The organism is Bradyrhizobium sp. Tv2a-2 (assembly GCF_000472425.1).
Taxonomy (GTDB): Bacteria; Pseudomonadota; Alphaproteobacteria; order Rhizobiales; family Xanthobacteraceae; genus Bradyrhizobium.
Window position 1 is genome coordinate 349,800 of sequence record NZ_AXAI01000001.1, and the last position, 24,477, is coordinate 374,276.

The 24,477-nt window shown below is 62.9% G+C and carries 26 protein-coding genes; 6 read left to right on the plus strand and 20 right to left on the minus strand.

Annotated elements, in window-relative coordinates:
- Positions 1-3: 3 nt before the first annotated feature.
- From A3AI_RS0101650 to A3AI_RS0101685, 8 genes are all read right to left on the minus strand, one after another.
- Positions 4-957 (minus strand): sugar-binding transcriptional regulator, encoded by a 954-nt coding sequence (locus A3AI_RS0101650; protein WP_024513899.1) that lies wholly within the window; start codon positions 955-957, stop codon positions 4-6.
- 9 nt (positions 958-966) lie between these two features.
- Positions 967-1,632, minus strand: a complete 666-nt coding sequence (locus A3AI_RS0101655) for an HAD family hydrolase (protein ID WP_024513900.1) — start codon at positions 1,630-1,632, stop codon at positions 967-969.
- Positions 1,633-1,695: 63 nt separating this feature from the next.
- Positions 1,696-2,325 (minus strand): uracil phosphoribosyltransferase, encoded by a 630-nt coding sequence (gene upp / locus A3AI_RS0101660; RefSeq protein ID WP_024513901.1) that lies wholly within the window; start codon positions 2,323-2,325, stop codon positions 1,696-1,698.
- 224 nt (positions 2,326-2,549) lie between these two features.
- A complete protein-coding gene (locus tag A3AI_RS0101665) occupies positions 2,550-2,759 on the minus strand; it encodes a hypothetical protein (RefSeq protein ID WP_024513902.1) in 210 nt (69 codons plus the stop codon).
- 73 nt (positions 2,760-2,832) lie between these two features.
- Positions 2,833-3,243 (minus strand): SRPBCC family protein, encoded by a 411-nt coding sequence (locus A3AI_RS0101670; RefSeq protein WP_024513903.1) that lies wholly within the window; start codon positions 3,241-3,243, stop codon positions 2,833-2,835.
- On the minus strand, positions 3,240-3,563 hold the full coding sequence (locus A3AI_RS45925; protein ID WP_024513904.1) for an ArsR/SmtB family transcription factor: 324 nt from the start codon (positions 3,561-3,563) through the stop codon (positions 3,240-3,242). The genes A3AI_RS0101670 and A3AI_RS45925 overlap by 4 nt, the downstream gene beginning before the upstream one ends.
- A gap of 78 nt (positions 3,564-3,641) precedes the next feature.
- Entirely contained in the window at positions 3,642-4,883 is a 1,242-nt protein-coding gene (locus A3AI_RS0101680; RefSeq protein ID WP_036047358.1) for a DUF1688 family protein, read from the minus strand.
- Between the two features lie 10 nt (positions 4,884-4,893).
- Complete coding sequence (locus A3AI_RS0101685) at positions 4,894-6,150, minus strand: GTP cyclohydrolase II (RefSeq protein ID WP_024513906.1); 1,257 nt, start codon at positions 6,148-6,150, stop codon at positions 4,894-4,896.
- A 721-nt stretch (positions 6,151-6,871) separates the two neighbouring features.
- Between A3AI_RS0101685 and A3AI_RS0101695 the strand changes: the two genes are divergently transcribed.
- Both A3AI_RS0101695 and A3AI_RS0101700 read left to right on the plus strand, forming a co-directional pair.
- Entirely contained in the window at positions 6,872-7,177 is a 306-nt protein-coding gene (locus A3AI_RS0101695; RefSeq protein ID WP_024513908.1) for a hypothetical protein, read from the plus strand.
- Between the two features lie 128 nt (positions 7,178-7,305).
- Positions 7,306-8,226, plus strand: a complete 921-nt coding sequence (locus A3AI_RS0101700) for a helix-turn-helix domain-containing protein (protein ID WP_245286805.1) — start codon at positions 7,306-7,308, stop codon at positions 8,224-8,226.
- A 37-nt stretch (positions 8,227-8,263) separates the two neighbouring features.
- Here the strand turns inward: A3AI_RS0101700 and pyrC are convergent, their stop codons facing one another.
- The 8 genes from pyrC to A3AI_RS0101740 all read right to left on the minus strand — a co-directional run bounded on the left by pyrC (position 8,264) and on the right by A3AI_RS0101740 (position 16,318).
- Entirely contained in the window at positions 8,264-9,352 is a 1,089-nt protein-coding gene (pyrC, locus tag A3AI_RS0101705) for a dihydroorotase (protein WP_024513910.1), read from the minus strand.
- 96 nt (positions 9,353-9,448) lie between these two features.
- Entirely contained in the window at positions 9,449-10,009 is a 561-nt protein-coding gene (locus tag A3AI_RS0101710) for a winged helix-turn-helix transcriptional regulator (RefSeq protein ID WP_024513911.1), read from the minus strand.
- Positions 10,010-10,065: 56 nt separating this feature from the next.
- Entirely contained in the window at positions 10,066-11,331 is a 1,266-nt protein-coding gene (locus A3AI_RS0101715; RefSeq protein WP_024513912.1) for a CaiB/BaiF CoA transferase family protein, read from the minus strand.
- A gap of 2 nt (positions 11,332-11,333) precedes the next feature.
- Positions 11,334-12,131, minus strand: coding sequence for an enoyl-CoA hydratase/isomerase family protein (locus tag A3AI_RS0101720; RefSeq protein ID WP_024513913.1), 798 nt, complete (start codon positions 12,129-12,131; stop codon positions 11,334-11,336).
- Between the two features lie 119 nt (positions 12,132-12,250).
- Positions 12,251-12,880, minus strand: coding sequence for a flavin reductase family protein (locus A3AI_RS0101725; protein WP_024513914.1), 630 nt, complete (start codon positions 12,878-12,880; stop codon positions 12,251-12,253).
- A gap of 31 nt (positions 12,881-12,911) precedes the next feature.
- Positions 12,912-13,922: an NAD(P)H-dependent flavin oxidoreductase gene (locus A3AI_RS0101730; RefSeq protein ID WP_024513915.1), complete on the minus strand. Its 1,011-nt coding sequence runs from the start codon at positions 13,920-13,922 to the stop codon at positions 12,912-12,914.
- Positions 13,923-13,970: 48 nt separating this feature from the next.
- The gene (locus A3AI_RS0101735) at positions 13,971-14,708 is read right to left on the minus strand and encodes an SDR family oxidoreductase (RefSeq protein ID WP_024513916.1); all 738 of its coding nucleotides are present in this window, start codon (positions 14,706-14,708) and stop codon (positions 13,971-13,973) included.
- Between the two features lie 41 nt (positions 14,709-14,749).
- Positions 14,750-16,318 (minus strand): class I adenylate-forming enzyme family protein, encoded by a 1,569-nt coding sequence (locus tag A3AI_RS0101740; protein WP_024513917.1) that lies wholly within the window; start codon positions 16,316-16,318, stop codon positions 14,750-14,752.
- Between the two features lie 226 nt (positions 16,319-16,544).
- Here A3AI_RS0101740 and A3AI_RS0101745 point away from each other — a divergent pair, with 226 nt between their 5' ends.
- Entirely contained in the window at positions 16,545-17,285 is a 741-nt protein-coding gene (locus tag A3AI_RS0101745; RefSeq protein WP_024513918.1) for an SDR family NAD(P)-dependent oxidoreductase, read from the plus strand.
- Between the two features lies 1 nt (position 17,286).
- Positions 17,287-17,979 (plus strand): glutathione S-transferase family protein, encoded by a 693-nt coding sequence (locus A3AI_RS0101750; RefSeq protein ID WP_024513919.1) that lies wholly within the window; start codon positions 17,287-17,289, stop codon positions 17,977-17,979.
- A 199-nt stretch (positions 17,980-18,178) separates the two neighbouring features.
- On the opposite strand, the gene A3AI_RS0101755 is transcribed toward A3AI_RS0101750, so the two are convergent.
- Both A3AI_RS0101755 and A3AI_RS0101760 read right to left on the minus strand, forming a co-directional pair.
- Complete coding sequence (locus A3AI_RS0101755) at positions 18,179-19,378, minus strand: CaiB/BaiF CoA transferase family protein (RefSeq protein WP_024513920.1); 1,200 nt, start codon at positions 19,376-19,378, stop codon at positions 18,179-18,181.
- Positions 19,379-19,432: 54 nt separating this feature from the next.
- Entirely contained in the window at positions 19,433-20,065 is a 633-nt protein-coding gene (locus A3AI_RS0101760; RefSeq protein WP_024513921.1) for a 2-hydroxychromene-2-carboxylate isomerase, read from the minus strand.
- A gap of 257 nt (positions 20,066-20,322) precedes the next feature.
- On the opposite strand from A3AI_RS0101760, the gene A3AI_RS0101765 reads away from it, so the two are divergent.
- Entirely contained in the window at positions 20,323-20,844 is a 522-nt protein-coding gene (locus A3AI_RS0101765) for a winged helix-turn-helix transcriptional regulator (protein ID WP_024513922.1), read from the plus strand.
- A 37-nt stretch (positions 20,845-20,881) separates the two neighbouring features.
- Here A3AI_RS0101765 and A3AI_RS0101770 read toward each other — a convergent pair whose 3' ends face one another.
- Positions 20,882-22,081 (minus strand): ABC transporter substrate-binding protein, encoded by a 1,200-nt coding sequence (locus A3AI_RS0101770; RefSeq protein ID WP_024513923.1) that lies wholly within the window; start codon positions 22,079-22,081, stop codon positions 20,882-20,884.
- Between the two features lie 218 nt (positions 22,082-22,299).
- Here A3AI_RS0101770 and A3AI_RS0101775 point away from each other — a divergent pair, with 218 nt between their 5' ends.
- On the plus strand, positions 22,300-23,115 hold the full coding sequence (locus tag A3AI_RS0101775) for an enoyl-CoA hydratase (protein ID WP_024513924.1): 816 nt from the start codon (positions 22,300-22,302) through the stop codon (positions 23,113-23,115).
- A gap of 118 nt (positions 23,116-23,233) precedes the next feature.
- On the opposite strand, the gene A3AI_RS0101780 is transcribed toward A3AI_RS0101775, so the two are convergent.
- Positions 23,234-24,466, minus strand: coding sequence for an acetyl-CoA C-acetyltransferase (locus A3AI_RS0101780; RefSeq protein ID WP_024513925.1), 1,233 nt, complete (start codon positions 24,464-24,466; stop codon positions 23,234-23,236).
- Positions 24,467-24,477: the final 11 nt, after the last annotated feature.

Consider the following 24,477-nt stretch of genomic DNA (forward strand, 5'->3'; position numbering starts at 1 on the left):
GATCTAGCGATCCAGCACGGCACGCGCCGTCGCCTCGTCGGTGATGAGACCGTTGACCAGGCGCCCGGCGAGTGCCGCGCGGATCGCCGGCACCTTGGCCTGGCCGAGCGCGGCGGCAATCGTCGTGGTCTGCGCCGGCATTTGCGGCGGAATGCTGGTGAGGCGCTTGTTGGTTCCACCCTTGATGAGGCGACCCTTGGCGTCATAGGCCCAGCCGGTCACTTCTCCGACCGCGCCAAGCCTCATCATCTCGAACAGCTCTTCGCGGGTGACGAAGCCGTCGACATGGACCTGTGCCTTCTGGTCCATTTGGCCGATGCCGACCAGGCGCAGATCGGCCTTCGCGGCAATCGCCTTCACCTTGGCAATCGGCTCGATCCGAACCATGCGGTTGCGCTCGTCTTCCGACGACATGAGAAAGGGCAGCGGCATGGGATAGTGGCGCGCCCCGGTTCGGTCAGCGAGGCGTCCCACGGTATCGAAGAAACTGGCCGAGCCATCCGCCGAGATGTTGCCGACCAGCGACACGATCTGATGGTTGGGCCGCTCGATCGGCATGACACGTTCGACGGCCGCGCGCACCGCGCGTCCCGTGCCCAGCGCGACAATCACAGGCGTTTCCGAGCGCAGGGTCAGATCGAGCAGATTGGCGCAACGCTCCGCAATACCGGCCGCCGCATTCGGCGACGCTGGATCGGACGGAACCACCTCGCAATGCATGAGATCGAAGCGGCTTTTGAGGGTCGCTGCAAGCTCCATGCAGGCTGCAATAGGATGCTCGAGGCGAAAGGTGATGAGCCGCTCGGCGAGGCACAATGACACCAGCCGCTGCGCGGAAGCGCGCGAGACCTGCAGCATTTTGGCGATCTCGTCCTGGGTGTGGCCGGCAATGAAATAGAGCCAGCCAGCGCGCGCCGCGTCGTCCAGCCGGGATTTCTCATTGTCGGGCGCGGCCATGAAAACGCGCTATCCTTCGTTCCAGAAGTCGGCCATCCGCTCAAACACCCGGTCGGCGCCCGCTTCATATAGCATGGCGCGTCCGTCGCGTGCGCGATAGTGACTGCCACCGACGAAGCCCCATACGGCCATGCCGGCAGCCTTCGCCGCGGTGACGCCACTGACGCTGTCCTCTATGACAAGGGTCAGTTCCGGCGCTGCACGCATCTGCGCCGCAGCATAGAGAAAGAGATCCGGCGCCGGCTTGCCTCGTTCAACCATCTGCGCCGTGTAGAGCCGCTCGCCGAACAGGGGTGCTAGGCCGGTCAAGGCGAGCGATTGCGAGACCCGGTCGAGATCGCTGGACGACGCGACACAGGATGGTGACTCCAGACGCGACACCAAGGCTTCGATTCCCGGAATAGGCTTTAGTTGCTCACTGAAGCGCTGCAGCACGCGAGACTTCAGCTCAGCCAAGAAGGTTTCAGGAACGAAGCGACGGTCATCCCTGTAATAGCTCCGCAAAGCAGCCGTGCTGCGGCCGAGAAACAACTCGACTGCCTCATCTTCGCTGAGCGAAATGCCGCGCTCACCGAGCACCTCCGACAAGCACTGACAGCTCAGCACCTCGCTGTCCACGAGAACGCCGTCGCAGTCGAAGATCACCAGATCGGGTTTGGAACGGGCTGATATCATCCGCTGATAGGATCATATGCCCAAGCCGTGAGCAATAGCTCAGCAGTTCGGGGCTCCAATGCCCTATCGCGTGCCGTAGGCGCGGTCACCGGCATCGCCGAGGCCGGGAAGAATGAAGCCGTTCTCATCGAGCCCTTCGTCAATCGCCGCGGTCCAGACCGGCACGTCGGGATGCAGCCCGCGAACGCGTTCGAGGCCCTCAGGCGCAGCGATCAGGCAGACAAGGCGGATATCCTTTGCGCCGCGCTCCTTCAGCCGGTCGATCGCGGCGACCGACGTGTTGGCAGTCGCCACCACAGGTGTCACCACGATCGCAAGCCGCTCACCGAGATCGGACGGCGATTTGAAGAAATACTCCACCGCGGCAAAGCTGACGGGCTCGCGATAGAGGCCGATATGCGCGACGCGCGCGGTCGGCACCAAGTCCATCATGCCGTCGACAAAGGTCGCCCCTGCCCGCAGCACCGGCACGAACACCAGCTTCTTGCCGGCAATCCTGGCCGACTGCATGCGTGCCAGCGGCGTCTCGACCTCGACCTCGGTGAGCGGTAGATCGCGCGTCACCTCGTAGCACAGGAGCATCCCGATTTCCTTGAGGAGTTCGCGGAATGACTTGGTCGAAATCGATTTGTCCCGGATCAGCGACAGCTTGTGCTGCACCAATGGATGATCGACGATGGTAACGCCTTGCATGAAGCCCCCGCTCGACACTGTTGGTCGATCTGGTTGTCGCGCGACTCAGGCGTCCATTCAAGAATGGCTGGCGCAGGGAGGCAATGCCCCCCTGGAGATCCCCGCAGACAAACGCTTTAGCAGCTAAAGCATGATCCGGAAAAGTGTGTAGCGGTTTTCCGAAAAGATCATGCTCAATCAAAGACCTAAAGCGCGATGACGGTTCAACCAAATCTCATCGCGCTTTAGGCCAGTCTCTTGGTAACGAGGCGCCCCAATAGGTGCCCCTTCCACATCCAGAGCCCCGACAGGATCATCACGGGAAGGAAGACAAATCGCGTCGGAGGAGCGTAGTTGGGTATCACCTCAAGCGGACTGTAGACATAGCCGATGATCGGTATGCTGCAGACGATATGAATCCAGCGGCAAACAAGACGGGTGGTGACACCGTTCATGACTTGATCCGTGCTCCATTCTGTATCGGCGATATCGTGTGATTGGGCCTGGTCGGGTTTGAACGTGCCGGCATCAATCCGCCCGCGTCAGAACCTGCTCCAGGTTTGCGAAGAACTTCTGCCATCCGAACCTGGCACCCTGATAGGCCTGCTGCTGATCGGGGCGGAAGCCCGACTGCTCCATGCGCAAATGGGTCCCCGTGCTGGTCGGGGTCAGAGTCCAGGTCACCACGCTTTCGAGTCCATAGGCGTCCCAGGTGTAAGACAGCGTCTTGTCCGGCTCGATTTCCAGGATCTTGCAATCGACGGAGCCCCAATCGGCGCGAAAGCTGAATTGATGGTTTACGACCGGCTTGAAGTCGCTCTTCATCAGCCACTCCTCGATCAAATGCGGTTGCGTCAGTGCGCGCCAGATTTTCTCCGGTGGAAACGGCATCTCGCGTTCGACGATGACGGAACGTGTTTCAGTCGCAGATTGACTCATTGATCCATCCTTCTCAGCAGATCTTCGAGGTGATCGAACCGGCGCTCCCAGAAACCGGCGATTTGGCTAGTCCAATCGAGCAGCGGGGCGAGAGCATTGAGCTGCGCGCTGTAGTGCGTCTGTCGGCCTTCGTGACGATCGCGTACAAGCCCGGCCTGCTTGAGCACACCGAGATGCTTCGACACCGCTGGCTGCGAAACGCCGGCGCGGGCCGTGAGAGCCCCGACCGTCTGCTCGCCTTCGCGGCATAATTGCTCGAAGATGGCGCGCCGTGTCGGATCGGCTAGCGTCCGAAACAGCACGTCGTGGGTGTTCGGCATCGAAATCCATAACCTGTTGGTTATAGATAAACGTATAACTATCCAGTTATGCGTTAGTCAAGGGGAATTTTGGGCGGCCTAAAACACAGTGCCGTCGCTGATGACCTTCAGCGGTGGCGCGCCGTCGGCGCGACGTGCGAAGGCGGCGGCGCGGCCCGCGGCCCAGGTGCCGCCTTCGAGAATGCTTGCGAGCGGCAACTCCTCGGCACTGCGATCGAGCCGCGTGCGAATGCGCGTCGCCAGCAAATCCAGCAGGGCGACCGTCAGCGCGCGCCACTCGACAACCAGCGTCGAGTCGACTTCATGCGCGCGCTCTTTATCCTCAGGGTCACGCAGGCGCAGCACGTCAAGGTCCACGAAGAGGCCCCCATTGCGATATTCGGCGAGGCCGGTCAGGCCGTCGATGTCAGTGACCTCAAGGCCCGCGCGTTGCAGCGGCTCGATCAGCGAGTAGCTCAGCCATTGCGAAAGCTTGTGCAACGGCACGAGGCCGTCGGTCGCATCGCCCATTTTGAGGGCCGGATGCCGCCAGCAATCCCCGAGCGGAATGCCGGCAAGCGAAAGCCGCGACGGCCAGATCGGGCCGAGTTGTTGCAGAACTTCCGCGAGAATGGCGGGCGCTGCGATGACGCCCTTCCTCGCGTGCGCCGCGAGACGGTCGAACAGGCCGCCAGGCCGCGGCCGGTCGGCCAACGCAAATACATCGGGCCGCGCAGCCAGCAGCCGACCGAGACGCCGCAGCAGATCGGCGCGACCAGCGAGGCCAACCATCGGATTGGCGTCGGTGACCTGAAAGCCGGCTTGCAAACGCGCAAGCGGCAAGCTCGCGATCACATCGGCATCGACCCGGAACGGATCGCGCGCCTCAGCTGAGAAAGCCCCGCTTGCAAACATGTCGAGGCTTGCGAGCGCCAACCCTTCTGAACGGCCGATGCTCTGTCCCGTCACGTCATCGCGGTAGCGCCAGGTGGGGCCGGCGCCCGCATCCAGGAGCACGCTGACAATGGCGAGATCGAACTCGGCGCGGGCCCGAGCTGCGCGATCGGGCCACGATGCGGCTTCCGCCTTCACGGCCCAACGATCAGCCCCGCCGATGACAAAATGCCGCCAGCGCGCATGAAACGGAATATCCAGTGTCGAATAGGCTTTGCGCGTCACCGCAAGCACGGCGTCCGCAACGGCATCCATGCGGTCGAGATCGATGGTGAAATGCGCAAGGCCGCCGCGCAGACCGATGTCGAGCATCCTGCCCGCGCGTTCACGAACCGCTTCTGCCGAGAGAAGCGCAAGCGCCTGATGCTGTGTAGCCGCCGCCGGCACGCTCACGGGATCAATACTTCTCGAGCGAGCGGCCGACCGTATCCGTCAGATCCTTTGCCGCCGGCACCTCGGTCGAGAAATAGCCGGCCGCCTTCTTGGCGGCGATTTCGACATGGGCGTCGGCCGGGATCAATTCCAGCGGGAGCGGCACGCGCTCGACAATGTCGATGCCCTGCCCGGTCAGCGCGTCATATTTCATGTCGCTCATCGACAGGAAGCGATCGATCCGCTTCAAGCCGAGCCAGTGGATTACATCCGGCATCAATTGCTGGAAGCGCGCGTCCTGGACGCCGGCAACGCATTCGGTACGCTCGAAATAGGCGGCCGCCGCGTCGCCGTCCTCCTGGCGCTTGCGCGCGTTGTAGACCAGGAATTTCGTAACCTCGCCGAGCGCGCGGCCTTCCTTGCGATTGTAGACGACGAGGCCGAGCCCGCCCTCCTGCGCGCCTCGCGCGCATTCCTCGATGCCATGAATGAGGTAGGGACGGCAGGTGCAGATGTCGGAGCCGAACACGTCGGAGCCGTTGCATTCATCATGCACGCGGCAGGTGATCCTGGTGCGATGGTCCGGCAGCTTGGCGACGTCGCCGAACAGATAGACCGTGGTGCCGCCGATCGGCGGCAGGAACACCTGCATGTCCGGCCGTGTCACGAGTTCGGGGAACATGCCGGCGGTCTGCTCGAACAGCGTGCGTCGCAGCTTGGTCTCGCTGGTGCCGAAGCGCTGGGCGACACCGGGCAGATACCAGACCGGATCGATCGCGATCTTCACCACCGAGACGCTGCCATTGGCATGCACGACCGTGCCATCCGGCTTCAGCCGCTTCGCCGCCATCGCGTCGCGGATTTCCGGCAAGTCGAGCCGCGCCCGCGTCACGGCGATGCTCGGCCGGATGTCCGTGCCCTCGGCGATCTCGGTGCGGAAATTCTCGGCGACCAGATGGCCCCAGGGATCGAGCGCGACGATGCGCGACGGCTCACTCCACTGCGGGAATGGCCCGATGGTCGCGGCCGGAAAGGTGTTGGTGAGATCAGGACGACGGATGGGATCGAGCGCGCCGGCGGAGACCGCGAGCGCGCGGTACACCGCATAGGAGCCGCCATGGCTGCCGATCACATTGCGATCCTGCGGCCGCGACACCGTGCCGATGATCGGCCCGCGCGCACGCGCATCCGCGGCTCCCCAGTGAATCGGGAAGACCGGCTTTCCGCCCGGCTCCGGATGGGAGGTGAGGCGGATATGGTCGGTGCGGTTCGAACTGCTCATGACCAGGTGTCCCAAAAAGCCAACGGCCCGCCTGTCCGACGGGCCTGGCTCATCGCTGTGCTGATGCCGAGGGCCGGGCTCTCAGCCCAAGCCTGCTTCGGAACCATTATCGACTCTATATGTAGCAATATGTAGCAAAACCCCTACAATCCGCGCTGTATCAATTTATATACAATTCTCAGATCTTATTACAAGGGGAGCTCAGGCCGCTGAAAGGCGACCGCTTTGCTCGCGCTCAAGAGTGAAAGCGGCATTGGCTGGCATCACGTCTGGTTGACCAGCGGGGCATCCGGGACAAAGCGACATTCAAGGCCTCCCTGCGGAAGGGGTTCGATTGCGTGTAAGCCGAGACACATCACCGCTCGCGCGCCTCGCCTGCTTGCCGAGCTTGCTGGCCCGCATATCGCGCGCTGACGGCGAGCCGGTGGCAGCCGATGGCACGTAGTCCAGCTACCACCATCCGCTCGCAATCGCAGCCGATACAGACGATGCGCTTACTGCGCCGGATGTGGCGAAAATTGATGTCTTCGATAAGCTCCCTGTCGGCAAGCTGATGTGACACTTTACCGTCAGACCGGTGACATCAAGTGGTTCGCAGCTTCTTTGAGGCGGTTCGGCCGTCCTGCTCAGAGCGCCCTGGAAGTGACCGAAACCACTTGCGTTTCCCTGATTTTCGGCATATAAATAATTGTTTCTTCTCGCGTTCCGAAGAGGAAACAACATGGTTGAGTTACATAACTGGCTGACACATCAGCACCCGGGTCTTCGGACCTACGTCACCCTTCAGCAAAAGACCAACGAACTCGCGCAGGCCGATCCGGATCACCGCGCAATCTATCGTCTGCTGTCATCGATCATCGATCCCTTCATCGACTCCTTTGACGAGGAGCCGCTCCCGGCGGGCGTCGCGGACGCGACCTTCCACCGGCTGATTGAAATCGTGCGCGATGCCGAGGAGGCGATCACTCTGTCGCCGGATCGGCAGATCGATGCATTGAACAGGATCGCTGGCGTCGAATTGGTCTGATCCGACAAGCGCGGATAGGCGATTTCCACCGGACTTCGCCTCTTGCGCATGTTTACGCTTCCCTGGTCGCGTCAAATCATATAGGCCTGTCTCAAATATTAGACATGTTTGAGACAGAAGGCCTCTGCATGATAGCTGACCGCTTCGCCGAGATCGGCGGGAGGCTGCGCGCCTATCGGATGGGCCGGGGACTTGCGGCCGAGCAAGTGGCCGAGCGGCTCGGCGTCTCGCGCGCGGCCGTCTATCGCATCGAGGCCGGCGAGGTCGTCAAGATCGAGACGCTCGAGCGTCTTGCGGGCGTGCTCGAAACCTCCGTGGGCTCGCTGCTCGGCCTCGGTGTCGAGTACTATGCGAAGGCAACCAGCTATTTCGAGCGAATGCGGCAGATCGAGCAGAAGTCCGAGCAGGTCGTCGCCCACTTCCCGCCGCTGTCCTACCTGCTGACTTCAGACAATTATGCAAAGCACCTGAAGCAGACGCTGATCGAGGCGGCGCCCTCTTCGATCGACGGGCCCAGCGCATACGAGGCCGAGATCGACGCAATCATCGCCGTGCTCGATGAACGCAAGGAGGCGCGCAAGCGCCGGCATCTCAGTGTCGTCAACTTCGTGAGCCAGCCCGAGATCGAGCGCTGGCTGAAGCTTGGCCTGGTCGGCCGCTTCGATTTGCAGGGCGAGGAGGTGGTCGCGCGCAGGCAAGCCGCGCGCGCCGAAGTCGAACACCTGATCAAGCTGATCGAGTCGGAGCCGATGGGCGTGCAGATCGGCCTGATCGAGGAGACGCTGCCCAACATCACCTTCCAGCTGTTCCGCACCTCGGAGCGCACCCTGCTCGGCTTGAGTCCATTCCGACTTGGCGGCGACCTCCCGAACATCCGCACCGGCGTAGCAATGCTGACCGCGGACGAGGAGCCGGTGCGTCTCTATGAACAGCTGGTCGAAAAGCTCTGGCGCCGCGCCCACAAGGGCCGCGAGGCTGCGGCGCAGCTGCGCATGATCGTCGAGCGATCCGGGATCATCGCGCCCGGCGCGCGAAAAGCGTTGGCTTAATTCGGCTTGGCGTCGTCGCGATCGTCGCGGCCGCCCGTCATGGCGAGACCTCCCCGACCGACCACGGCAGCGTCTCGCCGCCCTGGAACACCACGACCTCGGTATCCTCCACAGCGACCGCGGCCATAACAGGCGACTCGCGCCGCTCCAGCACGATTGTTCCGCGGTTGAGTTCGATCCCGTAGAACCGCGCACCGTTGACCGACGCAAAGGCCTCGAAACGATCGAGCGTGCCCTCCTCGTCGAACACCTGCACATAGGTCTGCAGCGCGGTGGCGCCGCCGAACACACCGGCCGAGCAGCACTCGGCTTCCTTCGCCGTCCGCCGATGCGGCGCGGTATCGGTGCCAATGAAGAAGCACGCATCACCCGAGGTCACCGCCTTGCGCAGCGCGAGGCGATGCCGCTCGCGCTTGGCGACAGGCAAACAATAAAGATGCGGACGCAAGCCGCCCTGGAAGATCGAGGTGCGGTTGATGACAAGATGATGCGGGGTGATCGTACCCGCGGCGCGCGACGCATGGGCGCGGACGATGTCGACGGTCTCGGCCGTGGTGACATGCTCGACCACCACCTTCAACCCCGCATGCCGCTTCAACAGCGGCAAGAGGCTTTGCTCCATGAAGACGGCCTCGCGGTCGAAAATGTCGACGGCCGGATCGGTTGCTTCGCCATGGATCAGAACCGGCATGCCGATCTTCTCCATGCGCTCCAGCACCGGCGCGAGCCCCGGGATATCGGTGACGCCGTAATGGGCGTTGGTGGTGGCGCCCGCGGGATAGAGCTTGGCCGCGACCCAGGCGCCCTCGGAAAAGCCCTTCTCGATCTCATCCGGCGCGGTCGCGTCGGTGAGATAACAAGTCATCAGCGGCCGGAAATCCACGCCCTCGGGTCGCGCGGCAAGGATCCGCTCGCGATAGGCAATCGCGCCGGCCACGCGCGTGACCGGTGGCACGAGGTTCGGCATGATGACGCCGCGCGCGAACTGCGCGGCAGTGAACGGCAGCACCGCCTTGAGCATCGCGCCGTCGCGCAAATGCACATGGAAATCGTCAGGGCGCCGGATCGTGATCCGGTCCACCCGCTTGCCTGCGGCAGCCTTGTCAAACAGTTCGGTAACGCTCATCGCACGGCCTCTTCGCTCGCAGCCCGCATTACCGCGATTCCGGCGATGAAATCACCCAAATTCGTCGCTTCCCTGGCGTTATGCGACAGCGCCGGCTTATTTGCGTCCCTGACGCGAGCCGCGCGATCGCGGGGCCGGGGCCGTATCGCTCCTGGCGCCGAACCGCTTGCGGTTGAAGGCGACGGCGCCGGAACCCGCGACGGCCTCAACATCTTCGAGACGCAGCGGCTTGCCGCCGCTTGTCAGCAGCTTCGGGTACTCGATCGCGCGGCCGGCCTCAACCTCGCGGAACACCACCTGCGGTCCTGCCGGCTCGGCGAGCCAGTCGTCGCCCCATTTCTTCAAGGCGAGATAGGCCGGAAAGAAATCGCGTCCCTTGTCGGTGAGGACATAGTCGTAGCGCGAGGAGTGCTCGGGCAACGGCACGCGCTTCATGATGCCGGCATCGACAAATCGCTTGAGCCGGTTGCTCAGGATGTTCGGCGCCACACCGATATAATACTCGAATTCGTCGAAGCGCCTGGTGCCGTAATAGGCCTCGCGCAGAATGAGGATCGACCAGCGGTCGCCGACAACCGCCATTGCACGCGCCATCGAGCATTGCGCGTTGGCGACACGACCGCTTTTCCTATCGGTGACCGGCTTGGCTCTCTTCATGACCCGGCCACTATAACCGAACCGGATCCCCGTATGTCCAGCGCGGAGACGGCCGCTCAGGCCGCCTGCCCCGGCTGCGGCGGCGGCTTGAGCGCAGCCTGCGGGTCCCGTGCACGCGGATGCGTGACCAGAACACCCGCGTCGGCAAGCCGCATCAGTTCCGCCTCGGGGATGCCAAGCTCGCCGAAAACCTCGAAATTGTGCTCGCCCTGGAAGGCGGGCGTTCCGATCGGCGTCAGCTCTTCCGCGGAAAAATGCCAGGGGCGGCCGGGCAACCGGTACTCGCCGCCGTTGCGATCCGGCACTTGCTGGACCGCGCCCCAATAATCGCTCCAGGGCGAGGCCGCGAGCTCCTTCAGGGAACGGATCTCGCCCATGGCGATCTTGGCCTCGTCGAACTGCGCATCAAGCGTGGCCATGTCGGGGAAGGTCAAAATCCAGGACTGGATTATCTGATGCAACGCACCGAAATTGAGCCGCCGTGCCGCCGCACTCGAGAAGCGCGGATCGTCCAGCAGATCGGCGCGCCGCATCGCGCGCAGCCAGGACGGGAAGGTGCGGCTGCCGACGATGCTGGTGGCGACGGTGAAGAACTCGCCGCCTGGCCCGGTGAAGAAGGAGCAGTCAGTGGCGCCGAGGATCGCGGGCTCGGCGCCGATGTCGTCGTCGGAGAGATCGACATGGGCGCGCTCATTGACCGCGAGCAGCGTCGCCGCCATCGCGACATCGACATATTGCCCGCGTCCGGTTATTTGCCGGCTGTTGAGCGCGGAGAGGATCGCGATCACCGCCTGCAAGCCGGCGTAGACGTCCGCATGCGACAGGGCGTCCGTGCGAGCCTCGGCGAGCGCACCGCCATAGTGACGAATGCTGTTTGCGGTGAAGCCAGCCTCGGCCTGCACCGTGGGCGCATAGGCCATGCGGCTGCGCCATGGACCGCTTTGACCGTAACCGGTGATGGACGCGTAAATCAGGCGCGGATTGCGCTTCGCCAGCGTCTCGTAATCGAGGCCGAAGAAGCCGAGCGTACCGGCGCGGAAATTTTCAACCACGATATCGGCCGTGTCACACAGCTTGAGCACCAGCTCATAGGCGCCGGGCAGATTGAGGTTGATGCTGACATTGCGTTTGCCCGCATTCTGCTGCGCGTAGTAGCCCGACATGCCGTCGGTCGAGGGAAAAGCGAAGCGCGAGACATCAGGGCTCGGCGGCTCGATCTTGACGACCTCGGCGCCGAGATCCTGCAAGGTTCGGGCGCAAAGCGGGCCGGCGAGCACGCGGGAGAAGTCGACGACACGAAGTCCGTTGAGGGGGCCGCTCATGGTCAACGTCCCGCGAATTTGGCTAGGCCCGGACCGTTCTTGCGGAAGGACGCAAGGCCCGCTTTCAGGTCTTCCGAGGCCCAGATCGGCGCCTGTACACGTGCCATGGCTTCGTCGGCCGCACCAACGCCGTCATTGACCGCGATATGAACCAGCTCCTTGGTCGCAGCATGCGCCAGCGTCGGCCCCTGCGCGAATTCCTCCGCGATCGACAGGGTCGTGCTCTGCAACTGCTCTTCCGGCACCGTGAGATTGATCAGGCCCCATTTCTCCAGGGTCGGCGCGTCGTATCGCCGCGCCAGCATCGACATTTCCTTGGCGCGCGCCGCACCAATGCGCTGTACCTGGCGCTGGATGCCGCCGAGCAGCGGATGCAGGCCGAGCGTCGCCTCCACCGAGCCGACCTTCGCCGATGACGCCGCAATGATGTAGTCGCACGCCAGCGCCAGCTCGAGCCCGCCGCCGAGACAGACGCCGTGCACGCTCGCGATCAGAGGGATCGGCAACAGCTCCATGAAGCGCAGGAACTCGACGCCGTTCAGGCGACGGCCCTCATTGCTCTGGTCGACGCTGCCCGCAGCGACGCGCTGGTCGAAAATGTCGAGATCGGCGCCGGCCGAGAAATGCCGCAACCCGCTGCGGATCACGATGGCGCGGCTACCCGCTTCCCGCGCGGCCTCGACCTCCGCGACGATCGCATTGATGAGTTTTGGCCCGAGCAGGTTATAAGGCCGATAGACCATGGTCAGCACGGCAACATTGCCGCGGTGCTCTCGCTGAATCAGCGCATTCTCGGACAAGCGGACCTCCCATCTGTGCTGGTTAGTGACGCCGGGCGCGTCTTTCCCAGACACTGTAGCGCGTCACTTTCATTTTGCAAGTCACGATGTCGGGCGGGATCGCAAGCGCGGCCCGTGGCTCAGGAACCCCTGCCCTTCCAATCTGCCAAAGCGATTGCCGGCATTTCGAAGCGATCCTGGGTCCTGGTGTACCAGCCGCCTTCCATACGGCCGATCAGGTCCAGCTTTTCAGCATCGATGTAGAGCTTTTCGGCGTCTCTCACCGCATCATCCCGGACGTGCACGAACAGGATTCTGCCCAGCATCAGGCTGAACGAACCTAGCCGCACCTCCTGCATGAAGCTGCATTCCATCGACACCGGTGCTGCGGCAATGCGCGGCACGCTGACCCGCGCGCTGGGCGCAAGCGCAAGCCCGGCCTCTTTCGGCTCCTCGACGCCTCGCGGAAAGGCGATGGACGTGATGCGCATCTCTTCGGCCAACTGAAACGACACCAGGTTGACCACGAACTCTTCGTTCAGGCGGATGTTGGCGCGGGTGTCCTTGGGCTCGCCCGGCCCCTTGCTGCCGATGCCGACGCCGACGGTTGCGGGATCGCTGCCGAAGACGTTGAAGAAGGAGAATGGCGCCGCGTTGACCGAGCCATTCGGGTCGCGTGTCGTGATCCACGCGATGGGTCGCGGCAACACGGTTGCAAGCAAAAGCTTGTACCGTTCAAGCGGCGCCATCTCGCCAAAATCAAATTGCATGCGTCCCTCTCCGCGCCCGCGCTACCGGCCCTCAGGCTACCGCAAGCGCCTTCTCCTTGGCCGGGCTCGCATCCAGGAATCCGGTCAGACGCTGCCGGATGATGCGCTCGGCGTCGCGCATGGTGCGGTCGATCAGCTCCTTCACCGTCGGCACGTCGTTGATCAGGCCGACCACCATGCCGCAGCTCCAGGCGCCGGCGTCCATGTCGCCGTCCACCATGACCTTGGGATAGACGCCGGCGACCTCGTTCAGAATGTCGTCGATCTTGAGCGCGTTGCCTTTCTCGCGCTCAATCTCGACCAGCCGTTCGACGCCCTTGTTGGTCAGCACGCGCTCGGTGTTGCGAAGCGCGCGCATCACGAGCCGTGTATCGAGCTCGGTGGCGGCCACGATCGCGTTCTTGACGTTGTCATGGACCGGCGCCTCCTTGGTCGCAATGAAACGCGTGCCCATGTTGATGCCGGCAGCACCGAGCGCTAGCGCGGCAACGAGGCTTCTGGCATCGGCCATGCCGCCGGACGCGACGAATGGCACCCTCAACTCCTCGGCGGCGCGCGGCAACAGGATCATGTTCGGCATGTCATCCTCACCGGGATGGCCGCCGCATTCGAATCCGTCGACGCTCACGGCATCACACCCGATCTTTTCCGCTTTGAGTGAATGCCGCACCGAGGTGCATTTGTGGATCACCTTGATGCCGGCCGACTTCAACGCCGGCATGTATTGCTCCGGGCTGCGACCGGCGGTTTCGACGATCTTGACCCCGCCCTCCCTGATCGCGGCGATATATTCCGGATAGGGCGGCGAACTCAGCGTCGGCAGGAAGGTCAGATTGACACCGAACGGCCTGTCCGTCATGTCGCGACAGCGCGCGATTTCCTTCGCGAGCAGCTCCGGTGTTTTTTGCGTGAGGCCGGTGATGATGCCGAGGCCGCCGGCGTTCGATACAGCCGAGGCCAGCTCCGCGAAGCCGACATAGTGCATACCGCCCTGGATGATCGGATGTTCGATGCCGAAGAGTTCAGTGATAGCTGTCTTCACGAATTGCTCCTGTCGATACGCGGGGACGAACTGGGAAGGAGTGGGCGATCACCACTTCTCGCCAAAGGGACGGATCTCCAATTCAAACGTCCAGGCGGTCCGCGGCTGCTGATAAAGCTGCCAATAGGATTCGGCGACGGATGCCGGCGGCATCAGCAGATCCGGGTTGTCGAGCGCGTTCGGCCCCAACGCTTCCAGCCGCCGCTGCCGCACCCATTCGGTATCGACGCCGGAATCAATGATGAGATGGGCGACGTGGATATTTTGTGGTCCCAGTTCGCGAGCCGCGGCCTGCGCGACCGCTCGCAGACCAAACTTCGCACTGGCAAACGCCGCGTAACCGATGCCGCCGCGCAGGGATGCGGTGGCGCCGGTGAAGAAGATGTTGCCCTTGCCCCGCGGCAGCATCAACCTTGCGGCCTCTCGCCCGGCGAGGAAGCCGGAGTAGCAAGCCATTTCCCACACTTTCCGGAACACACGCTCGGTCGTCTCCAGGATCGGAAAATTGACGTTGGCGCCGATGTTGAAGATGCAGACCTCGAGCGGCGCGTGCTTGTCGGCGTCATTGAGGAAGGAGATGATCTCCTCCTCCTTGCGCGCGTCGAGCGAGCGGGCGTGAATTTCGCCACCCGCCTCCTCGATCGCCTTCACCAGCGGCTCGAGCTTGGCGCCATTGCGGCGACCGGCAAACACCGTAAAGCCCTCGGCAGCAAACTTCTTGGCGATCTCGCCGCCGATAAAATCACCGGCGCCGATCACGGCTACGGTTGCGTTTCTCTTGGACAAGATGTCCTCCGTTGGTTGAAATGGCGCCCTCCCTGTGGGGATCAGGCGATCTTCTCCTGCGCTTTCAAGGATTGTGCGAGCTGATGCTTGAGGATTTTTCCGGTCGAGGTTGCCGGCAATGCATCGAGCACGATGATGTCCGAGGGCCGCTTGTAGGGCGCGAGCTGGTCCCTGACATAGTCCATCAGGTCGGCACCTCTGGTGCGCGCGCCCTTGATCACCTGCACGAAGGCAATAACCTCCTCATTGCCATCCACGGGACGTCCGACGACGGCCGACTGGACGACATCCTTATGTGTGTTCAGCACCGCCTCGATCTCCGCGGGATAAACATTGAACCCGGAGCGGATGATCATCTCCTTGGTACGGCCGACGATATAGAGGCGATCGTCATCGAAGCGGGCGAGATCACCGGTGTTGAACCAGCCCTCGCTGTCGATGACTTTTGCCGTGAGATCCGGCGCGCGATAATAGCCGCGCATGACATTGCGGCCGCGCACATGAAGCTCGCCGATTTCGCCCGGCCGCAGCGGCAGCCCGTCGATCGTCCGCACCCGCGCTTCCACGCCCGACAGCAGTGTCCCGACCGTGTTGTCCGAACGTGGCGCATCGAATCGCACGCCTGAAATGCCGGGCGAGCATTCGGTGATGCCGTAACCATTGGACAGCGGCAGCCCGAGCTCGGCCTCGACGCGCGATTTCAGGTCAAGATCGAGCGGCGCGCCTGCGACCGCGATCAGCCGCAGCGCCCCGCGGTCGAGTTGCTTCAGGCCCGCGAGGGTCTTGTATTCGAGCAAGCGCTGATAGGTGGCGGGCACGCCGTTGAGGATGGTGATGCCCTCATCCTTCATGGCCTTCGCCAGTGCGGCCGGATCGTATTTGCTGACAAGCCGCACGGCACCGCCGACCATCAGCGTCATGAGGAGGAGCGAAATGCCGACAATGTGCGAGATCGGCAACACCACGTAGAGCTTGTCCTCCGGACCCATTTTGCGAAAGTGCGCCGTGATCGCAGCGCTGATCAGCAGGTTTTCATGTGACAGCATCACGCCCTTTGGGGTACCTGTCGTTCCCGACGTGTAGATCAGGACGGCGATTTGCCTTGCCGGATCGTCCTCGACGGGTTCGGGCACCGTATCCGCGTTCAGCGCACTGACTGCGATGTCTTTCAGCGGGCCGATCTGCCGGGTTTCCGCGCCAAGCCGCGTGGCGTGCGCCGCGGCCTCCTTGGACACGCTGCTCGTCAGGAAAACCCGGCGCGCACCGCTGTGCTGTCGGATTTGGTCGATTTCTCGCGCCGCAAGACGCGGGTTTGCCACGATCGCCCAGGCATCGATCCGGCTCGCGGCCAAGAGGAGCCCCGCCAGCGCGATGCAGTTTTCGCTGACGATAATCATGCGGTCGCCGGCCCTGATTCCAAGCGTCGTGAGATGATTGGCGATCTCGCCGATGTAGCGACCGAGTTCGCCATAGGTCCAGGAGTGACTGTCTTCCGTCAGCGCGATGCGCTCGGGCGTTTCGGCAATGTACCGCTCCGCGGCCAGATGCAGGCGCCGTGGCAGCGTGGCCCCGAGTTCGTCGACATCGATCGTTTGCGAAGAATCCGCCACCGCTTACCTCCTTTGAATACCGCTCCCACCCGCCACTTGTTGCGTCCCACTTAAAGTTCTTTTTTAGAACTAGTCAAGCACCGATCGAGTCTCGAGGAAGAGAATGCGGATGAAAGGCGATAAACTGACCGTTATCACGCCGCCCGCTGGAAGGAATTTCTGTTTACAACACCCGATACTCGTCCTATCAATAAAGTACTAAAACAGAACTCTATGGGAGAGACCGATGGCCAGTCGCGGCGTAGCCATTCTTGTCGGAGCCGGGGACGCGATCGGAGCTGCTGTCGCGCGCCGTTTTGCCAAAGGCGGCTATGCCGTCTGCATCTGCCGCCGCGAGGCCGCCAAATCACAACAGCTCATCGACGAGTTGAGAGCCGCCGATCACGAGGCCTACGCTTTCAGCGTGGACGCCCGGCAAGAGGCGGAAGTCCAGGCCTTGTTCGCTCGCGTCGAAAAGGAGATCGGACCGATCGAGGTTTGCCTCTTCAACGCCGGATCGAACGTCAACAAGCCGCTGCTCGACACCACGGAAAAGCTGTTCTTCAAGGCCTGGGAGCTCGCGTGCTACGCCGGCTTCCTGGTCGGCCGCGAGGCGGCGCGCGTGATGGCGCCGCGGGGCCGCGGAACGATCCTCTTCACCGGCGCGACTGCGTCGTTGCGCGGCGGCAAGGGATTTGCGGCCTTTGCTGCGGCAAAGTTCGGACTGCGCGCCGTGGCACAGGCAATGGCCCGCGAACTGGGCCCGAACAACATCCACGTCGCGCATCTCATCATCGATGCAGCGGTTGACAGCGATGCCATTCGTGCACGCTTCAAGGCGATGCGCGGCATCGAGGCAGAGGACATCGCGCCCGGAAGCCTGGTCAAGACGGAGACCATTGCCGACGCCTATTGGTTCGTGCACCAGCAGCCGAAGGACGGCTGGACCCACGAGCTCGATCTCCGACCCGCGGTGGAGACATGGTGACATGGGCGACACGCCTGACCTGACGCTGTGGGGCGTCGGCACCAGCCGCACTATTCGCGCGCACTGGGCGATGTACGAGCTCGACCTGCCCTACAAGGTCAAGCCGATCGGCCCGCGGACCGGCGAGACCAAGACGGCGGAATACACCAGGCTCAACCCACGGCAAAAGGTTCCCCTGCTGCAGGACGGCGATTTCTGCATCGGCGAGAGCGCGGCGATCGTTGCCTATCTTTCACGGACCTATTCAACGGAGGGGCGGCAGCTGATCCCCGAGAGGCAACGCGACTACGCCGCCTGGCTCGAATGGTGCTTCTTCATCGTGGCCGAACTCGATTCGACGAGTCTCTATGTCATGCGGCGGCATCGCGCGGACGCGCTCGGTCCGATCTATGGCATCGCGCCCGACGTGGTCGCCAAGGCCGCCGAGTATTTCCGCGAACAGCTGCGGCATGTCGAAGCGGCGCTAGCGGACGGCCGCACTTTTCTCATGGGCGACCAGTTCACCAGCGCCGACATCCTTTTGACGACTTGCCTCGACTGGGCCATCGCTTACGGCGTCGGCATCTGCGACAACGCCCATCCCTACCGCGATCGCATCCGCGAGCGGCCGGCCTATCTGCGAGGCCAGGAAGCCAACGTGCCACTCGCGCCGATCGTGCCGCCACCGGCCAAGCCGCGTTTAGCGGGCGATTGATTCGCCGGACCTTGCCGCGGCCGCAGTTCACACCTCTCCTGGAGAGAGAGGCCGATTTGCGGAGCTAATCGGCCGAGGCGTTACGGTCGCTCATTGGCGGTGCTGCCCCTCACCCGGATCGCCGCGCGATCCGACCACTCCCAGCCGGGAAGAGCTGGACCTCATCTGCGGGAGCCTCTCAAACACGAATGATGCGGCTTCAGCCCGCAAGGCGCACGGCCTTTTCTTCGACCATCCGGTTGATCGCGGCGTCATCATAGCCGAGCTCGCTCAGCACCTCGCGCGTGTGCTCGCCGATGCGCGGGGCTGGGCCGCCGATAGCGGCTTCGTTCAGCTCGAAGCGCGCGGCAGGCTTGGGTTGGCGCACCTTGCCGACGCTGGGTTGGTCGATCTCGGTGATGATCCCGCGCGCGACCACTTGCTCGTTATGGATGATCTCGGAGCGGCGCAGGATCGGTGCGCAGGGCACATCGGCCGCGTCCAGCCGCTCCAGCCACTCGGCCGTGCTGTGCTGGCTGATATATTCCTGCATCTTGTTGATTCGCGCGGTAGCATTGATGCTGCGGCCACCCGGCGTTGCAAAGCGCGCGTCGTTGGCGAGTTCCGGATCGCCGGTCGCACGGCAAAAGCCCTGCCATTCGGAATCGGAGATGGTGCCAGCGGTGATATAGCCATCACTGGTTTTGAAGACGAGATCCGGGCGATCGTTGGGATCGGTGGCCGTTGCCTCGGCGCCAACCACGGTGTATTGCATCATGCCTTCCGGCCACAGATAGGAGATCATCACATCCAGCATCGCAAGCTGGATATGATCGCCCTGCCCGGTCTTCTCCCTGGCGTAGAGCGCAGCCGCCACAGCCTGTGCCGTCATCACGGCGGTGGTCTTGTCGCAAACGATGGTACGGATCATCTGCGGGCGGTTGGTGACCGGCTGCGACTGGATATCGGCAAAGCCCGACAGCCCCTGAATGATGGGATCGTAGACCCGCTTCTTCACATAGGGCCCGGTTTCACCGACACCGCTGATCGAGACATAGATCAGCCGCGGATGGCGGGCGCGCAGCTCCTCGACTCCAAGGCCAAGCCGCTCCATGGTGCCGGGCCGGAAATTCTGCACCAGCACGTCGGCTTTCGCCACGAGCTTGGCTAGCACCTCGCGACCCGAAGCACTCTTGACATCGATGGCAAGCGAGCGTTTGCCGCGATTGGAGGAGATGAACAGTGCCGAGAACTCTCCCTTCTTGTCGATGGTCGCCCGGCTGCGCCGGGTGATATCGCCGGAGACCGGCTCGATCTTCAGGACATCGGCGCCCTGGTCGGCCATGAACATGGTTGCGAACGGGCCGGAGACCACGCCCGTGAGGTCAAGCACGCGAACGCCATTGAGTGGACCGGGCATAACGCTCTCCTTGCTATCATTGTTTTGGTGCGAGGCTTGCTGTGAGCCCGTACCTCAGCCGGCCTTCGCCAGGCTTGTCTGCCTCACGATCTCCTCCTCGACGTCCCGCAGCTGATCCTTGCCGAAGAACATCTCCTTGCCAACGAAAAATGTCGGCGAGCCGAAAGCGCCGCGCGCCACCGCGTCATTGGTCAGGTCGAGCAGCCGCTTCTTGACGTCGTCCTGCTGGGCCCGCGCCATCAGCCGCTCGATATCGACACCGGACGACTTGAACGCCGCCTTGAACACCTCGACATCATCCATCTTTTTCGGCTCTTCCCACATATGGTGATAGGCGGCGCGGAAATACGGTTCGAACACGCCCTCGAACTGGGCGGCAACTGCGCCACGCATCAGCATCAACGTGTTGACGGGAAAGAACGGATTTGAGCGAAAGCGCGTGACGTCGTGGCGGCGGATGAAGCGCTGCGTCTCCAGCGCCTGGTATTCCGGCTTGTTCTTGATGTCGCGCAGCGACTCGGCCGGCGACATGTTGCCGGTCAGCTTGTAGATGCCGCCGAGCAGGACCGGGACATAGTCGAACTTGACCCCGGTGCGCCGCTCAATTGGGGGAATCGCGCATTCCGCCAGATAGGCATTCGGACTACCGAAGTCGAACTGGAATTCAACCTTCAGGGGCTTTGCCACCGGCTTCTCCTCCCGGACGTGGATCGAACTCTTTGCGGGCCGGGCCGCCGCGCTCCCAGCAAGCCATTTCTATAGTTCTAAAATTGAACTGTCAATGCGAGTCGGGGCGTCGGCCGCCGGGCAGAGCAGCAGAGCAGCCCTGCATTTCCGCTCCGCGCGACCCTGGAAGTGGTTGTGAAAGCTACAGTACCTATTTAGAATGATGACATGACCGCCGCGCAATTCGGGACTTGGGCGGGGTGACTGGAGAAAATGTGATGAGATGGGATGCCCTTGAGGAAGAGCCCTGCTCGGTGGCCCGCACCATAGGCGTCATCGGCGACCGCTGGACGCTTCTGATCCTGCGCGAATGTTTTCTGCGCACCAGGCGCTTCGAGGGGTTCCAGTCGGCGCTCGGCATCACCCGCCATCTGCTTGCGGAACGGCTCAAGAAGCTGGTCCGGACCGGCATCCTCCGCCGCATTCCTTACCAGGAATCGCCGAAGCGTCATGAATATATCCTGACCCAGAAGGGCCTCGATCTCTACCCGATCATGATGGCGATCGTGCATTGGGGCGACACTCACATGGTCGACGAGCGTGGCCGGCCGCTGCTGCATGAGCACAAGAAATGCGGCAAGGTGTTCGATCCGGTGATGGTCTGCTCCGAATGCGGCGAGCCTCTGGCGGCGAAGGAAGTCACCACGCGCCCCGGCCCCGGCGCGCGGCCTCGGCCCGACAGGCGCCCCGCGGAGAGCGAGGCCAAGCCGAAGGCCAGAAAGCGCGCCGCGGCGGCCTGAGCCGAAGTTGTTCGCGCCGCCGCTGGCGGCGCGCGACTCACTCCGATGACGCGTCCAGCACCTCGCTGAACAAGTCCCAATGGTCGCCGGTCCAGCGCTGCAGCCGCATCTGGGTGTAATTCATGTTGACCTTGTCCGACGTGTTGACGGTGATACCCGGCAACAGCGTGGGCAATGCTACATCGTGCAACGACCTCGCCTGCTTGATGATGTTGGCGCGCGACAGGTCATCGCCACACTGCCTGAGCAGCCTCTCGAGCAGCATGGCCTGGGTGTAGCCGTACAGGTAATTGTTCTCTGAGATATCGATGCCGGGCAGGTATTTGTCGACGAAGGCGCGATAACTTTTTGCACCCTCGTTCTGATCCCACTGCGAATCCGCAGGGTCTATCGTGATGCTGCCGACAATGACGCCAGTCGACACATCCAGGCCCGCCGGCTTCAGAGTGGCACCGACCGAGGCCGATGGATAATTCAAGATAATGAGCGGCGTCCAGCCGAGCTCATGCGCTTTGCGGATCGCCTGTGCCGCGAATTTCGGCGTCCCCGCCACCAGTAGCGCTTCGGCACCGCTGCTTTTCAGGGTGACCACTTGCGAATCGACCGTGGGATCGCTGACCTCGTACGAGACGGCTGCAACCCTCCTGTCGAAATCGTTTTTAAGCACGCTCTTGAACGCGTTGACATAGTCCTTGCCGAGGTCGTCGTTCTGAAAAAGGATCGCGTATTTCGCGTTCGGCAGCGTCCTGGTCAGATATCTGGCGTAGATCTTCCCTTCCGTATCGTAGCTCACGATGCTTGTCGTCGTCAGCGGGTAATTCTGGACATCGGTGAACTTGCTCGATCCCGTTACGATGCCAATGGACGGCACTTTCTTGCTCAGCAGATATTTCGCAGTCGCCGAGTTGCCGGGCGTTCCATGCTCGCTGAACATGAATGCGACCTCGTCGCTCTCGACCAGCTTCCGCGCTTGCTCAACCGATTTGGGGGGACTGTAGGCGTCGTCATAGGCGATGTAGTTGACCTTGCGGCCGTTGATCCCGCCGCGGTCGTTGATCGACTGCACATAGGCGAGCATCGCCTTGCCGACCAACCCGAACGCAGAGGCCGGGCCACTGAACGCAAAGATACCGCCGATCTTGATCTCGGTCGACGTCACGCCCGGCGTGTCGCCCGCAACCGCGGATGTCACCACCATGCCGCTCAGCGCGCACGCAAGCATCAGCGCTCTCATCATCGAGCTCTCCTCCATTTTGTCGGATCGGGACCGCCAGCCGGCCAGCCGCGACGCCTCCTGCTTATTGCGCGTCGAAACTACAGTTCTATTTTTGAACTTGTCAAGCTATAGTGATCTCGTACGACCTGTCATGCGTACTCATTTGCTCGATTTATCAGTTCTATTTTGGTATCTTTAGGAAATATTCCGAGGCTTGGCGAGACAGGAGCAAGAAGGCCATGCAAACCATCGACACCGGCACGGACGAACTGCTTTGCGACATCAGCGAGCGGGTCGCGACCATCACGCTCAATCGCCCCGAGGCGCGGAATGCGTTGTCGGACCGGCTCACACCGGCGCTGCGGCGGATGATCAAGCAGTGTGGCGAGGACGCAAGCGTCGGCGCGATCCTGATCACGGGCGCCGGAACGGCCTTCTGCGCCGGCGGCGATGTCAAGGGCATGGGCAACGGCGCACCGAAGGCCGAGATACCGTTGGAGGAGCGCGTCGCCAATCTCAGAACAAAACAGCGGACGTTGACGGGTGCGCTGGTCGGGTTGCGCAAGCCGACCATTGCCGCGCTTCCGGGACCGGCCGCCGGCGCCGGCATGGCGATCGCGCTCGCCTGCGATATCAGGATCGCCGCGGAGTCCGCGATCATGTCGACCGGTTATGCCCGCATCGGCCTGACCGGCGATTACGGCATCGCCTGGCTCTTGACCCGCCTTGCCGGCACCGCGCGGGCCCGAGAGCTGATGTTCTTGTCGGAGCGGATCGATGCGCGGCGTTGCGAGGCTCTCGGCCTCGTCAATCGCGTCGTTCCCGACAACGAGTTGCGCGACACGGCCTTTGCGCTCGCACGGCAGCTCGCCGACGGCCCGACCTTCGCCTTCGGCCGCATCAAGGACAATCTCGACCAGGCCCTGACCTCGGACCTGCTCGCTTCGATGGACCAGGAAGCGGAAAACCTGGTGCAGGCCGCACGCACCGCCGATCACAAGGAAGCGGTGCGCGCCTTTGTCGAGAAGCGCAAGCCGACCTTCACCGGCGGCTAAAGCGCGATGAGATTTGGTTGAACCGTCATCGCGCTTTAGGTCTTTGATTGAGCATGATCTCTTCGGAAAACCGCTACACACTTTTCCGGATCATGCTTTAGCTACGCGCCGCGCCAGCTCAGACGCGCTCGATGATGATCGCCGGGGCCATGCCGCCGGCGGCGCACATCGTTACGAGCCCGCGCCTCAAATCCCGCCGTTCCAACTCGTCCAGGATGGTACCGATCAGGATAGAGCCGGTGGCACCGATCGGATGACCCAGCGCAATCGAGCCGCCATTCACATTGACCTTGTCGCGGTCGAGCTTGAGGTCGCGGATGTATTTCTCGGCGACCACCGCGAAGGCCTCGTTGATCTCGAACAGGTCGATGTCATCCAGCGAGAGCCCGGCCTTGGCCAGCACCTTGCGCGTGGCCGGAACAGGCGCGTTCAGCATCAAGGTCGGGGAATCCCCCATATTCGCCATCGCGACCACGCGTGCCCGCGGCTTCAGGCTGTGGGCCTTTGCGTAAGCCGGCGAAGCCAAAAGGATTGCGGCAGCGCCGTCGACAACTCCAGACGAATTGCCGGCGTGATGGACGAAGTTGATGTCGAGGCCGGGATGCTTTTGCAGGATGAGGTTGCGATAGGTCGTGCCCTTGTCGTCAAGCGGATAATCCGCAACGGCCGTGAACGCGGGCTTGAGTTCAGAAAGCCCTTCCATCGTGGTCTGCGGGCGCGGGTATTCCTCGCGATCCAGTGCGAGCGAGCCGTCCTCGCGATGAACCGCGACCAGGCTCTTGTCGAAATGCCCGTTCTTCATGGCATTCGCCGCCCGCTTCTGGCTCTCCAGTCCGAGCGCATCGACATCCCGCCTGGTGATGCCTTCCATGGTCGCAATCGCGTCCGCGCACACGCCCTGGTGCGATTGCGGATGCCGCGCACGCAGGCGCAAATTGCCGGAGTCCATCATCATGGGGCCCTGCCCGCGGCGTCCTTCCATCGACATCATCTCGGTGCCGCCGGCAATCACGAGGTCCTCGGCGCCCGACATGATCGAGGCTGCCGCCATGTTGACGCTGGTGATGCTGGAGCCGCAGAAGCGATCGAGAGTCACTGCGCTGGCGCGCACGTCATAGCCGGCATCAAGTGCTGCCATGCGGCCGAGATCGCCGCCCTGCTGCGCGATCTGGGCGCTGGTACCCCAGACGATGTCGTCGACATCGGCGGTATTGATACCGGTGCGATCGGCGAGCGCGCGCAGCACCGTCGCGCCGAGCTGCTGCGGATGAATTCCCGACAATGCGCCCTTGCCAGCCTTGCCGATGCCGCGAGGCGTCCTGCAGGCGTCGATGATCAGCGCGTCAACCATGGCGTGTTTCC